We start from the raw sequence: 13144 nt of genomic DNA, 5'->3' as shown, positions 1-13144 counted from the left end.
GCCATGCTGGAGGAGAGAGAGAATGAGAACCATGCTTGTCGGCGCGCTCGCCGCCTTCGCGACCTTCGCGATCCCCGTGGTAATCCATGCGCAGGAGGCCGCGCAGCAGAGCTACGCGCCCCAGAAGATCGCCTACCACGTCAACGGAAATGGCGGCGAGGGCGACCGCGCCTATTTGGGCGCGATGCGCAACGCGCAGAACCACATCAACGCGGTCGGCGAGGAAAATGTCGAACTGGTCGTGGTGATGCATGGCAACGGGCTGGGCCTTCTGGCCGCGGCCAAGGAGAACGAGCGTCTGCAAGGCATGGTCGCCTCTCTCAAGGGCCAGGGTGTGAAGTTCCAGGTTTGCGCAAACACCCTGCGCGGGCGCGAGATCAGCTACGAGGACGACCTCTACGACGTCTGGGAGGAGGACATCGTGCCCTCGGGCGTCGCACAGCTCTCCTATCTGCAACAGCAGGGCTTCACCTACCTGAAGCCGTGACATCCCACTCCGGTCCCCGCCGCCATGGCCGGGGGGCCGGAGGTTCAGCCGCGCACGAAGCGGTAGCCGTCGGCGGCCGTCTCGACCCGGCCCATTCCGCCGCCCGGAAGGTGGAAGCCCGCGATGGCCAGGTCGTCTGCCGTGATGCGGTCGAACAGCGCCAGCCGCGTGGCAGCGGCGGTTTCGGGATCCTGGTCGTTGCCCGCGGGCCAGTCCGGGCGGGCGAAGGCCACATGGTGATTGGCGATGGCGTCGCCGAGGATCAGCACGTCGCCGACCTGGAACGCCATGTGGCCGGGCGTATGGCCGGGCGAGGCGATGGCCTCGATCCCCGGCAACACCTCGGCGCCGTCGTCGAAGGTCACGAGCCGGTCCGCGATGGCGTCGAGCCGCCGGGCCGCGCCGACCGCGAAGGTCGCCCGCGCCTCGCCGATCGTGTCGACCGTCGCGGGGTCCGTCCAATAGGCACGCTCGGCGGCCCCGATGTGGTGGGCCGCCTCGTAGAAGAGCGGCTCGTCGAAATCGTCGAGCACGCCCCAGATGTGGTCGGGATGCGCATGGGTGAAGACGACGTCCGTGACGTCCTCGGGAGCCACACCGGCGGCGTCGAGCGCGTCGAGAAGCTGCCCGGCACTCGGCTGGAAATCGGGCCCGGCGCCCGCGTCGAAGAGCACGGTCCGATCGCCGTCCCGCAGAAGCGCGAGGTTGCATTCGGGCGTCAGCTGCTCTGTTCCCACATCGAACTCGGCGAGCACGGCGGCAAGCTCATCCTCGGGCATCGGCTCGAACACGAAGGACCCCGGCAGGACCAGCGACCCGTCGCTGACCGTCGTCAGCGTGGCGCCGCTCGCCAGCGTCGTCTCGGCGATGGCGAAGCGAGGCAGGGCGAGGGCCGTCGCCGTGGTCGCAAGGAAGGCGCGGCGCAACATCATCTGATCTCTCCCGATATTCACTAACATGAATATGACGGCAGGGCCGCGATGGCAATCGTCGTCGCTCAGGCTGGCGAAGGCGGGACGGTGGCCGGGCAGGTCTGGCAGATCCGGCCCAGACCGCGCGCCTCGGCGGCGAGGGCGGCGGGAAGCATCCGCCGCAGGATCGGCCCGAGCAGGGGATGGTCTGGGGCCTGCAGCTCGACATGCGACACGCAGCCCGTCGCCGACGGCTCCAGCCGGTGCAGGGCATCGAAGCCGAAGGGGCCATCCGTGGACCAGGTGAAGGCCCGCCCGGGTTCGAGATGGGTGACGCGCCAGATCCGTTCACGCTGAAGCGGCTGGCGGATGCGGAACCGGCGCCCGGTGGCCAGCGCGGCGCCGTCGAGGCCGTGCACATGCCGCATGGTCGGGGTCCAGTCGGGCCAGTCCTCGACGCGGGACAGCACCTGCCAGACCATCGGCAGAGGGCGGGCGATCGCGGTGCGATGGATCAGGCGCATACCGCCTCCGTCCCGCTTGCAGGCAGGGTCTCGGCGGATGTCGCCGGGCCGGGCCGCCGCATCAGGATCCAGTTGCCCGAAAGCCCCTTCGGACCGCCCGGTCCCATGGCCAGCGACGTGACCTCGTCGAAGCCGGAGCCGACGTAGAAGCCCCGCGCGGTGCGGTTCTCCGAGGCGACGATCAGCGACAGGTCGCGGCGCGTCCGGGCGGCCACATCCGCGACGATCGCGGCTGCGATGCCCCGGCGGCGGGCCTGCGGAAGGACGGCGAGGATGTTGATATACCGTGTGCCGCCCGACAGCGCCTCGAGCTCGAGAAGCGGCGCGAGAAGGGCAGGAACGTCGCGGCCTGCTTCGACGTCGTCGAGATCGTAGTCGACGATGCCGCCGACGGCCGCCCCGTGCCAGGTTGCGATCCGGGCGTTCGGCCACGAGAACGCGCCGCTGTCGCGGCGGGCGCGCGCCGTGCCGACCTCCAACGGGTCCTGGCCGGGCGCGGCGTCACGCGCCCAGAGATGGCGCGGCAGGCCCTCGCCCGCGAGATCGGCGAGACGCGCCAGAAGCGGTGCATCCGCGCGCGCGGCGGGGCGGACTTGGATGATGTGTTGGATGAAGGGCGAGCCCATCGGGTCGGTCTCCTGTAATCGAGGGGGAGGGCCGGGCGGCGCGGGGCGCACCGCCCGGTGAGGGTCAGAGCCCGGCCCGCTGGGGCAACGGGACGTAGAGCTGGACATGTGTGTCGGTCGAGAATTCGCCGGGCGTCGGCCCGTGGGTGCGGCCGTCCGAATGCCACGCGATGGCCAGCTCCGAGATGAGCTGCTCGCCCGAAAGCTGGAGGCAGGGCGTGATCGTCCGGACCACGTGGGCCGCACCCGAGGCATCCGCGGTGAACGCATTCTCGGACCCGTCGCGCGCGCCGAAGGGCGTGTCGTAGAAGCCGATGAACGGATCGGTCGGCGGCCAGATCGCGAAGTCGTGCCAGAGCGTGTAGAGCCCGTCCGGCACGAGATTCTCGAATCGGATATCGACATGGCCGGTGCCGTCCGTGCAGGAATAACGCCCCTGGCCCGAGGCGGCGAACCACTCGCCCAGCGTGATCCCCAGCGCCTTGCCGCGCGGCCACGGCCCGGTGTTCTCGGTCTGGAGCGGGGTATGCGGCACCGCCGTCGCGGGCGCATAGAGCGGCGCGTCCATCTCGCGGGTCGCACGGGTCGGCCGGAACACCTCGCCCGAACCGGGCACCCGCTCGAAGAAGACGTCCTGTTCGGTCAGGCCCTCGTCGATATGAAAGATGAAGGTCAGCGCCATGTCTTCCTTCGGATCGGTCTCGGCGGCGGCGGGATGCAGCCTCTCGATCGGGCCGACATCGTGGCCGGAATCGAAGTTCAGGTGATCGGATTCGTCATAGGGCGCGAGGCTGGAGGCGAGATGCAGCGTGGCGACGGGGTCGGCCGGGGCGGCGCATGGGACCAGGAGCGCCAGCGCGGCGACGGTGAGGTTCAGTCGTGTCATGATCGGTTTCCTTCGTTGCGTTGGGAATGCGGGCCGGATCGGTCCGCGATCGGGTCACCGCGCCCGGAGGCGCGGCGGCGCGGGTTGCGGGGCCAGCCCCGAGGGCAGGCGGCGCGGGATCAGCGCGGACCGGTCGCGCGCGGTCGGATCGGTCAGCGTGTCGAGAAACGCGAGGAGGTCGCCGAGCTCGGTCTCGGTCAGGTCGACGGGCACGATCTCGGCGGCCTCGGCGATGCGGCCGCGCAGATGCGGCGACGCCTGGACATGGTCGTCGCGCGCCGAAAATGCCGCATGCCGGGCCGGTGCGAGCGGACGGAAGAGCAATGTCGAGCCGTCGCCCCGCCGGGTGACGATGCGCTCGACCGGCGGCAGCTGCGGCGTCTCGTAGCCGTCGAGCGAGGCCACGGCGTCGAGATGGTGGCGCACCATCGCACCCAGGTCGTCGAAGGCGCCCGAATGGCCCCACGGCCCGGTCAGGGCCACGTTGCGCAGCGAGGGCGTGCGGAACCGGAACAGGTCCTCGGGATCGAAGGTGACACGGAACCGGCCCTCGTCCTCGAGGCGCTCGGAAAAGCCTGACGCGGCGAAATAGGTCGTATCCGCGCCATGGCCCTTGCCCGGTCCGATCTGCGGCACGGCGATCGCGTGGAACCCGTGGTCGGTCAGAAGCGGGCCCGCGTGGCAGTCGGCGCACCCGGCTTTGCCGTAGAAGAGCCGCCCGCCCCGTGCCGCATCGGGCCCGAGCCGCGCGAGATCGCCCGCCCGCAGCGCGCCGTCGAAGGGGCTGTGATCCGAACGGAAGGCGACCGTCTGAAACGCGGCAAGCGCATTGGCTGCGTGGACGAAGCGGATGTCGCCTGGCGCGTCGACATCGTCGAAGGCGGCCATGAAGGCGGCGGCATAGTCCGGGATCCCGCGCAGACGATCGGCGAGATGCGCCCAGGCGTCGGCGGCACGGTCCTCGGACACGGCGGTCGTGACCGGGTTGGTGCCCGTGACGCCCGCCATCTCGATCGGCGAGAGGACGGGAAACATGGCTTGCGCTGCGAGAAGGCTGTCGAGACCGACGGGAAGGTCCTCGCGCGCGGGGCTCCAGAAGCCTGAGGGGAAGGTCGCGTCCGGATTGGGCTCCAGCCGGCCATCATGGAACATCGCGCGGTATTCGCGCGCCCCGATATTGTAGAGCGGCTGGGCATTGCGCGGCACGCGTCCAGTGACACCGGTGCCGGAGTTGCGCGCCGGTCCGATGCCCGTCCCCCCTTCGCCGAAGCCAAGCGCCATGCCGTCCCCGGTTCCGCGCGACGGATCGTGACAGGTGCCGCAGGCGATGTTGCGGTTGCCTGAGAGGATGGGGTCGAAGAAGAGATGCCGCCCCAGCTCGACCAGCACCCGGTCAGGCGCACCGTCATGGAGGTAATCGGCATCCACGAGGGGGCGCGGCAGGCCGGATGCCAGCCCCGTCCCCGCCGCGAGGGCGAGGGCGAGCGCTGTCGCGGCGAGGGTGGGGCGGGACGGCATGATCCGGTCTCCTTCGACGTGGGGTCAGTCCGAGGCGCGGTGCAGGCAGCAATCGGCCATCGCCTCGACATGGCGGTGGTCGGTGCCGCAGCAGCCGCCGAGTACGGTGAGGTTCGGGAGAAGCCGCCGCAGCCGCGCGTAGTCGCGACCGAGTTCGGCGGGGTTGCCGTCATCGAGCTCCGCCGCTTCGTCGAGTTCGGCATGGCTCATCCGCGAGGCGTTCGCCCGCACGCCGCCGATCCGGGCGAGCCAGCCCTGGCCCGCCTCCAGCGCGGGGCGGAAATGGTCGGGATGGGCGCAGTTGACCATGAAATAGGCCGCCGCCCCGTCCGTTCGGGCATCCGTCTCCTCGATGGCGCGGCCCAGCGGCGTGCCATCGGGAAGCCGACCGTCGGTCTCGGTCGTGTAGGAGACGACGACGGGCATCCCGGTGGCATGGGCCGCGCGGATCACGCCGACCCCTTCGGCCACGGTCCCCAGCGTCACGGCGGTCACCATGTCGGCATCGGTCTGCGCAAGCCAGCCGATCTGCTCGGCGTGGTAGGCCTGCGACTCGTCCTCCGTCATCGTGGTGTCGGGGGCGTACCCGTCGCCGCGTGGGCCGATATTGCCCGAGATCACGACGGGCCGAACAGCCGGCGTCTCGGTGCGAAGATCCGCCAGCAGGGCGATGGCGTCCCGGTTGAACCGCGCGACGCGATCCGGGGCATGACCGAGGCGTTCGCCCCAGTCGCGGCTGGCCCGCCATGTCGGCGCTTCGAGGAGGAACCCCACCCCGTGGTCGGCCGCGATCGCCAGGTGGCGGCGGAAGTAGGCGCGGAGCGCGCGGCGCCCCTCGGTCGTCTCGAGGAGCGTGTAGGCCGCGAATTGCGGCAGGTCGAAGCCATCGTGGAAGATGAGCGTCGTCTCGAGCCCGGAATCGGTAAGCAGGGTCTCGCCACGGGTCTGGGGCAGGTCGTTGCGGGTCGTGGTCATCTCGGTCACCATGCCTGCGAACGGGCGCGGCGGCCGGTCCGGAGCCGGGGGCCGATGGACGTGGAACCGGCTGGGTCGGGGGTCGGGGCCAGAAGCAGAAAACGGGCGATCTGGAGGGGCATCTCGGTGGTCCTTCATTCGGGAATGATCCTGTCCGACGTCCTACGGGGACGGGTGTGAACGCGGGCGGCGGGCCCGCGTGAAAGGGGCGTGAAAGCGATGTCCGTCTGGATCGAGTGCCTCGGGGGATTCGCGCTGACGTCGGGCGGCGCGCCGGTGACGCTGACCGCGCGGAAGGCCCAGATCATGCTCGGGCTTCTGGTGGCCGCCCGGCGGCACCGACTGCCACGCGCGCGGCTCGCGGCGCTGCTTTGGGAGCATGCCGACGACGCCTCGGCGCGGTCGAGCTTGCGGCAGGCGGTGGCGCAGCTGCGCCGTGCCGCGGGCGAGGGGATCATCGTCGCCGACGGAGATGCGCTGCGGCTGGGGCCGGATTGCGGCTCGGATCTCGGGGCATTCTCAGAGGCGTTGGCGCGGGGCGACGATGCCGAGGCGGGGCGGCTCTATGCGGGGCCGTTCCTCGACGGCACGCTGCCCGACGGCGCGGATCTGGCCGCGGCGGTCGAGGCCGAGCGTGCGCGCCTTTCGGGTCTGGCGGAAGATGCGCTCCGCCGCGAGATCGCGCGGGCGGGCGACGGGCCGGAGGGGGTGCAGGCGGCGCACCGTCTTCTGGCGCTCGATCCGCTGGACGAGGCCGCGCATCGCCGCCTCATGATCGCCGAGGCCGCGCGGGGCGGGCGGGGTGCTGCCCGCGCCCGGTTCAACACGCTGCGCGACGCGCTCCGCCGCGACCTCGGGGCCGAGCCGGAGGCGGAAACCTCGGCGCTCATGGCGCGGCTTCACGGCGCCCGCGAGACGGCGGCAGATGGCGCCGCACCGTCGCCCCCCGCAGTCGCGGCCCCCGTCGAGCCCTCGCTCCTTCTATCGGCCCTCGAGGCGGCCGAGGGCGCCGACTGGGACCGCTTTGCCGCCGCCGTGACCGACGCGGGCGGGCGGATGCTCGATTGCGGCGCGGGCGAGGGCGCGGCGATCTGGAGCGATGCGCCTCTGCGCGCGGTTGCCAGTGCTGCGCGCGAGATGGCGAAGGACGCAAGCGACACGCTGTCATTCGGGCTGGTCGAGGCGGCGGACGGGACGGCCCGCGACCTTGCGCGGGCCCGCCGGGTCGCCGCGCGCGCCGAGCCGGGCGAGGTGCATGTCGACCCCGATCTCGCGCCGCGGCTGGGGCTTGTCGCGAAGGACGGCACGCCGGTGCCGCTCCGACTTGGGGGATCGCAGGCGCGGCCCGGTCTGCCGCTCGTCGGCCGGTCGCTCGAGGTCGCGCAGGTGGAGTCCGCGCTGGGCGCGGCACGGACCGGGTCCACCGGCCTCGCGATCCACATCTGCGGCGAGGCCGGGATCGGAAAGAGCCGTCTCCTCCAGGAGATCGCGCAGCGCGAGGCCGATCGCGGCGCGCGGGTGATCGAGGTCGGGTTCGAGCCGCTCGCCCGGTCGGGACAGCATATCGCGCAGGACCTCGCGTCCCGCCTGCCGCCCTTGCCGGAGGCCGAGATCGCCGACGACACCACACGGGCGCTCCTGTCGTGGCTGCGTGGCGAGGCGCTTCGCCCGGACGCGGATCTGCGGCTGACGGCGCTGGGCGGCACCGCGCGGCATGGGCGGATGGTCGATCTCGTGGCGCGCGCGATGATCCACGCGGGGGGAACGGCCCCGCTTCTCGTGGCCATTGAGGATGCGCATTGGGCACCGCCGGGCATCGGGGATTTCCTGCTGGACCTGGCCGACCGGCTGGGTGCGGCGAATGTCGCGCTCGTGCTGACCGAGCGGCCGCACGGCGCGGATCTCGGGCGGCGGCTGGCCGCACGGGCGCGGATCGGCCTGGTCCGCCTCGCGCTGGGTCCGCTCGCCCCGCCCGAGGCCGCGCGACTCGCCGAACTCGCGGCCCCGGCGCAGGCGCGGGATCCGGCGGTGCTGGACCGCGCGGCCGGGCACCCGTTGTTCCTGCTGCGGCTTCTGGAAGCGGGCTGGCGGTCCGGCGCGTTGCCCAACAGCGTCACGGGCCTCGTGATGGAGCAGATCGAGGGCCTGCCGCCCGCCGACCGGGCGGCGCTGCGCTTCGCGTCGATCCTCGGGCCGGTCTTCGATCCGGCGGAGGCGCGGGCCGTGTTCCCCGACATGCCCGCGCCGCGCCCCGTGGGCGACCTGCTGCATGCGGCGGATGCGGGGCTGGCCTTCGGGCACGATCTCGTGCGGCAGGCGATCTATCACTCGATCCCGCCCGAAACCCGGCTTGACTGGCATGGGCGCGCCGCGGCGCATCATCGGGGCGGGGACGCCGTTCGCTGGGCGCATCATGCGCTTCTCGCGGGCGACGACGCCGAGGCCTGCCGCGCCGCGACTGCCGCCGCCAACGAGATGATCGGCCAGATGCGCATGGGTGTCGCGGGCACTTATATCGAGGCGGGACTGGAGCGGGGCGGCGACCCCGAGGCGGTGGCCGAGCTCCATTCCTGCCGCGCGGGCATCCGGCGAATGCGCGGCGACCTGCACGGCGCGCTCGAGGATTACCGCGCCGCCCATGCGGCGGCCATCGTGGACACGACCCGCGTCGCCATGCTCGTCCGCCGCGCCCTGATCCTGCACCGGCTGGGCGAGGGGGACGCGGCGGACCGCGCACTCGACGATGCCGAGGCGATCGCCGCCCGGATCGGCCTGGCCGGGATCGGGCGCGCCGAGATCCACGAGCAGCGCGGCAATCGGGCCTTCGTCGCGGGCGATGCCGAAGCCTGTCTGGCCGAGCATGTGGCCGGGCTGGCTGCCGCCGAGATGTCGGGAAATCCGCGCGGCATCGCACGGGCCCATGGGGGCTTGGGCGACGCGCATGTCCTGTCGGGACGATTACGCACCGCCTTCGGGCATTTCGAGCGGGCGGTCGATCTGGCGCGGGATGGCGGCATGGGGCTGACGCATCAGGAATATGCGTTCATGCGCGGCTACACCCTGCATTTCGCGGAGCCCGGTCCGAAGGCGCATCTTCTGGCCGATCTCGCGGTCGAGAGCGCGGTCGAATCCGGCGCGGCGCGGACCGAGATGATGGCGCGCGACGTGCGGGCCGAGATCCGGCTGATGGCGTCGGACCTCGACGCGGCGCGTGAGGATATCGCGCGGGTCGCCGCCCTGACCGAAGCGGACCCCGAGTCGCGCGTCGTGGCGGATGTGGCGATGATGAATGGCTGGCTGGCGCTCCGCGAGGGGGATCCGGACCGCGCGTTCCTGACACTGGAGCCGCTGTTCTCCGCCGCCCGGCAGAGCCCCTATAACGGGCCGACGATCCTCGCGCTCGGAGCCTTGGCCGCGCCGGATGCGGCGACCCGGCACGACCTTCTGGACGCGGCCGGCGCGCGGGTGCGGACTGGGGCTATGGGGCCGGTCGCGATCGAGTTTCACTGCTTCGCGCTGGAGGTGGCCGCGCGCGAAGACGACGCCGAGGCCGCGCGGCGCCACGTCGCGGCACTCCATGCCTTCGCTTCGCAGGAGCCGCTTGGCCTTGTGGACCTCGCGATCCGCGTGGCAGCGCTTCGCTTCGGGCCCGAGGCGTCCGCCGAGGCCGAAGCCGACTTGCGCGCCGAGCTCGACCGCGCACGTCTGGCGGGGCTGGCGTTGATCCTGTCGCGAGAGGCGCGCTGAGCGCCCTCAGGCGCGCGGGCCCTCCGCCAGAACGATGTCCAGCACCTTGTCGATATGCGAAAAGCAGAGCTGCCCGCCCCCGTCCTCGGGTACGAGCGCCATGCAGTGGCCGTTGTCGCGCGCGAACTCCGCGACGCTGGCGAAGGGCACGTTCGGGTCGTCCCGGCCGTGATAGAGCGTGATGGGAACGTCGAGCGCGCCGAGATCGGTCATCCACGCGGCGAAGCCCGACACGATGTCGTTCACGCCCGCATCGAGGCCCTGCCGCACCACATCCGACACGCCGTTCAGGATCGAGGCAGCCACGTCGGGGTCGCCCAGCGCGGCCCGATCGCTGTCGGAATGGTCATACATCTTTTGCAGAAAGCTGACCGTATCCGAGCGGCGCAGCAGCTTCTCGCCGGCCGCGAGGATCATGCGCGCGACGGGGTAGGACACGAAGGACGCGCTCATCAGCGTGGTCGTCCAGCGCGATGCGGCCCGCTTGCCCGCGATGTACCGGCGCGGCACGAGTCCGTTGACGACCGTGCCGGACGCGATCCGGTCGGGCAGGCGGAGGGCCAGTTCGTAGAAGCTCTGCGAGGCCGACGCGCGGGCCAACACGGCGCAGCGCTTGATTTCGAGACTGTCGAGGAGCGTGCGAACATCGCTTGCGAAACACGCGTTCCAATCCTCGGACGCGCGGGGTCGGTCGGTGCCGCCGAAGCCGGGTCGCCACGGGCTCACAAGACAGATGTTCCGTGCGCGAAGCTTGCCGGCGATCGCGGGTGTCACCCCCGGCCCGAACAGGCTGAAGAGGTTGAGGACGGGTCGCCCGCCCGGATCGCCGTCGATCCGGACCTCAAGCCGCCGCCCGCCGGGGCGGGGCAGGCATAGGGGGGTGTCCGCCGCGTCGATGCGCGCCGGGGCGGCGGCGCGCCCCTCGAAGGACCGGACCGCGCCTTGCATCAGCGAGAGGCTGGTGGCGAGCTGAACGAGATCCACCTGCGTCGCGCAATCGGTCTTCTCCAGCACGGCTTGGAACTGGTTGCGGATCGTGGCGTAGGACCGGCCGCGCTGATCGGCAATCTGGCGCAGGCTCTGGCCCCGCACGAAGGCACCCGCGATGGCGGTTTCGGTCTCGCTCAGGCCGAAGGCGTCGGTGATCAGGGCGAAGGCCTCGATGGGCACCGGCGGCGGTGACAGGATCATCAGCCAGCGGGGATCGGTCCCGGGCGCCACGGGTTGCGGCGACAGGAAAACGGTTCGTACGCCCCCGTCGCTGCCCGTGTGGATCTGCGCGATCTGGTGGCGGCGGGGTGCGTCGGCCTCTGGGCTCTGCGAGAGCGCCTTGAACACGCGCGTGCCGACCGGCTCGATCCCGCAATCCGCGAGGGTTCGGCCGACGGTCAGCCCGTCATGGGTCTCAGCCGCGGCATTCGCCTCGCAGATCAGGCCCGAGGCGGTGATGATCGCGGCCCCGATGCGCGAGCTGTCGAGCATGTCGGACGCGCCATCCGCGCGGCGATGCAACTCGCCCGGCGACAGGAAGGCCCAGAGCATCTCCTGCGCCCGGTCCGCGAGATCGGGGCTGCCGCCGGGTTTCGGGTCGACCTCCTCGAAGTCCCGGATGGTCCGCTCCAGACGCGACAGGCTCTCGTCGTAGGATGCGAGGGCCCCGCTCGGATCTCGTGGCGCTTGGGGCATGGGGGCGTAGGGCTCCGGACGGGCATGTTGCCGTTAGGGCATACTCCGATGGGAACGGGCGCCGATAGGGGCACTTTGGTACAATTGCATCACAACTTCGCCTCGCTTCGCCGATACATAGCGGCCCTGAAGGAAACCCGTTTGTTGCGAGTGATTTGGGGAAGTCGCGTCGCAGGTGTCGGACGGTGGTACGGAGAAACAGCGACGTGCGACGGCTCAATCGGCTGCGTGTCCGGGCCCGTTCGGCCCGCCTGGCGATCACGTTTGCGTGGGGCGTCGGGCTGTTGCTGGTCCTCCATCCCGCGCTGGCCGTGGCGCAGACGTTCCAGCTCTCCGGCGTGGTGTTCCCGCCCTCGGACTACCTCGCGGAGGACGAGTTGCAGGCCGCCGTCGCGCCCTATCTCGACCGCGATATCGTCTTCGCCGATGTCGAGAAGATGCTCGACGCGGTGCAGGCGCTTTACCTCAAGCGCGGCATCGTCACGGCCCGGGCCATCATCGAGCCGCAGGACGTGGTCGACGGCCGACTGCGCCTGACACTGGTCGAAGCGTCCATCGACGCGGTCAGGGTCGAGGGCGCGGTGCAGACCCGGCCGGACTTCGTGCTCGACCGGCTGTCCACCGAGGTGGGGGCCAAACCCGATTTCGACACGCTCGCGCGCGACCTGCGCCTGTTCGACATCGCCTATGACATCCGGCCGCGTCTGACCTTTGCACCGGGCCTGACCACCGGCACGGCATCGGCGGTCGTCACCATCGAGGAGCCCGCGCGCTGGAGCTGGATCGCGTCCTACGACAACTTCGCGGTCGAGGATCTGGGGCGGAACCAGCTGTCGCTCACCGGCACCGTCCGCAGCCTGACCGGGATGCGCGATACCCTGACCGCGCGGGTGGCCGCGACGGCCGGAAGCGAGGCGCTGTCGGTCTTCTACAAGCGGCCCGTCGGCCTGCGCGGCGGGAGCGTGAATGTTGCCGCATCAGTCTCGCATACGGAAGTCGTGCGCGGCGAGTTCAGCATTCTCGACGTCCAGACCGACGAGGCGAGCCTGTCGATCGGTTATGCCCAACCGTTCCGCATCGGGCGCGACCGCTACTGGACGTGGCAGGCGGCCGTGAACGTCGAAACCTCGGAATCCGCTCTGGCGGGGACACCCCTGCAGGCGGGTGAACTGGTCGAGTTGGATCTCGGCATCGGATATCAGCGTCAGGGCGCGGCCTCGGCCTGGTCGCTGTCGGTCGGCGCGAAGCTGGGCGAGGTCGATACCGGCAGCGCCAGCCTGACCGACGGACCCTTCGCACTTCTCTACGGTGACCTGAGTTATGCTCGCCGGGTTTCCTCACGCTACGTGTTCGACGCGGATGTCGACTGGCAGGTCGCCGAGGGACAGAACCTCTCGGTCAAGCGGCGTATCGCGGCGGGCGGTTCGGCCTCGCTTCGCGGCTACCCCAAGGACATCCGCAGCGGCGACAGCGGCGCGGTCGCGCGCCTGCAACTGGCCTGTCCCGCCCCGTGCTTCGCGGAAGCCGACGACGCGCCGTCGATCCTCGACACGGCCAACCTCTCGCCCTTCGCCTTCGTCGACATGGCCCTGATCCGGCCCTTCGCGGCGCCGGGAGGCACGGCGGATCGCAACGACTTCCTCGCCTCCGCCGGGGTCGGCGCGCGGCTCGGGTCGGGCAAGGTTGGCCTCCTGGGGTATGTGGGCGTCCCGCTGGTCCAGGCGACCGGCCTCACCGATATGAACCCGCGCCTCTATCTGGGCGCGGATTATGCCTTCTGAACA

10 protein-coding genes are annotated in these 13144 nt (G+C 71.2%); 3 read left to right on the top strand and 7 right to left on the bottom strand.

The genetic code is table 11. From position 1 onward, the window contains the following. Positions 1–22 precede the first annotated feature (22 nt). Positions 23–487, top strand: a complete 465-nt coding sequence (locus Q0833_RS12640) for a DsrE family protein (protein ID WP_298435278.1) — start codon at positions 23–25, stop codon at positions 485–487. A 44-nt stretch (positions 488–531) separates the two neighbouring features. On the opposite strand, the gene Q0833_RS12635 is transcribed toward Q0833_RS12640, so the two are convergent. From Q0833_RS12635 to Q0833_RS12610, 6 genes are all read right to left on the bottom strand, one after another. Next, positions 532–1419 (bottom strand): MBL fold metallo-hydrolase, encoded by an 888-nt coding sequence (locus Q0833_RS12635; RefSeq protein ID WP_367274965.1) that lies wholly within the window; start codon positions 1417–1419, stop codon positions 532–534. Positions 1420–1484: 65 nt separating this feature from the next. Further along, on the bottom strand, positions 1485–1922 hold the full coding sequence (locus Q0833_RS12630) for an SRPBCC family protein (RefSeq protein WP_298435275.1): 438 nt from the start codon (positions 1920–1922) through the stop codon (positions 1485–1487). Then, positions 1913–2548 carry a GNAT family N-acetyltransferase gene (locus Q0833_RS12625; protein ID WP_298435272.1) on the bottom strand — a complete coding sequence of 212 codons (636 nt, stop codon included), beginning with the start codon at positions 2546–2548 and terminating at the stop codon, positions 1913–1915. The genes Q0833_RS12630 and Q0833_RS12625 overlap by 10 nt, the downstream gene beginning before the upstream one ends. Before the next feature lie 64 nt (positions 2549–2612). Then, a complete protein-coding gene (locus Q0833_RS12620) occupies positions 2613–3434 on the bottom strand; it encodes a hypothetical protein (RefSeq protein WP_298435269.1) in 822 nt (273 codons plus the stop codon). 54 nt (positions 3435–3488) lie between these two features. Further along, the gene (locus Q0833_RS12615) at positions 3489–4952 is read right to left on the bottom strand and encodes a cytochrome c peroxidase (protein WP_298435266.1); all 1464 of its coding nucleotides are present in this window, start codon (positions 4950–4952) and stop codon (positions 3489–3491) included. A 24-nt stretch (positions 4953–4976) separates the two neighbouring features. Next, a complete protein-coding gene (locus Q0833_RS12610) occupies positions 4977–5927 on the bottom strand; it encodes a homocysteine S-methyltransferase family protein (protein ID WP_298435263.1) in 951 nt (316 codons plus the stop codon). A 219-nt stretch (positions 5928–6146) separates the two neighbouring features. Here Q0833_RS12610 and Q0833_RS12605 point away from each other — a divergent pair, with 219 nt between their 5' ends. After that, positions 6147–9674, top strand: coding sequence for an AAA family ATPase (locus tag Q0833_RS12605; RefSeq protein ID WP_298435260.1), 3528 nt, complete (start codon positions 6147–6149; stop codon positions 9672–9674). Positions 9675–9680: 6 nt separating this feature from the next. Here Q0833_RS12605 and Q0833_RS12600 read toward each other — a convergent pair whose 3' ends face one another. Further along, a complete protein-coding gene (locus Q0833_RS12600) occupies positions 9681–11360 on the bottom strand; it encodes a hypothetical protein (RefSeq protein WP_298435257.1) in 1680 nt (559 codons plus the stop codon). A gap of 206 nt (positions 11361–11566) precedes the next feature. Between Q0833_RS12600 and Q0833_RS12595 the strand changes: the two genes are divergently transcribed. Then, positions 11567–13141 carry a ShlB/FhaC/HecB family hemolysin secretion/activation protein gene (locus Q0833_RS12595; RefSeq protein WP_298435254.1) on the top strand — a complete coding sequence of 525 codons (1575 nt, stop codon included), beginning with the start codon at positions 11567–11569 and terminating at the stop codon, positions 13139–13141. Positions 13142–13144 lie beyond the last annotated feature (3 nt).

Source organism: uncultured Jannaschia sp. (assembly GCF_947503795.1).
Taxonomy (GTDB): domain Bacteria; phylum Pseudomonadota; class Alphaproteobacteria; order Rhodobacterales; family Rhodobacteraceae; genus Jannaschia.
Note: the sequence above shows the minus strand (reverse complement) of the source record. Positions and strands in the feature narration are given on the sequence as shown.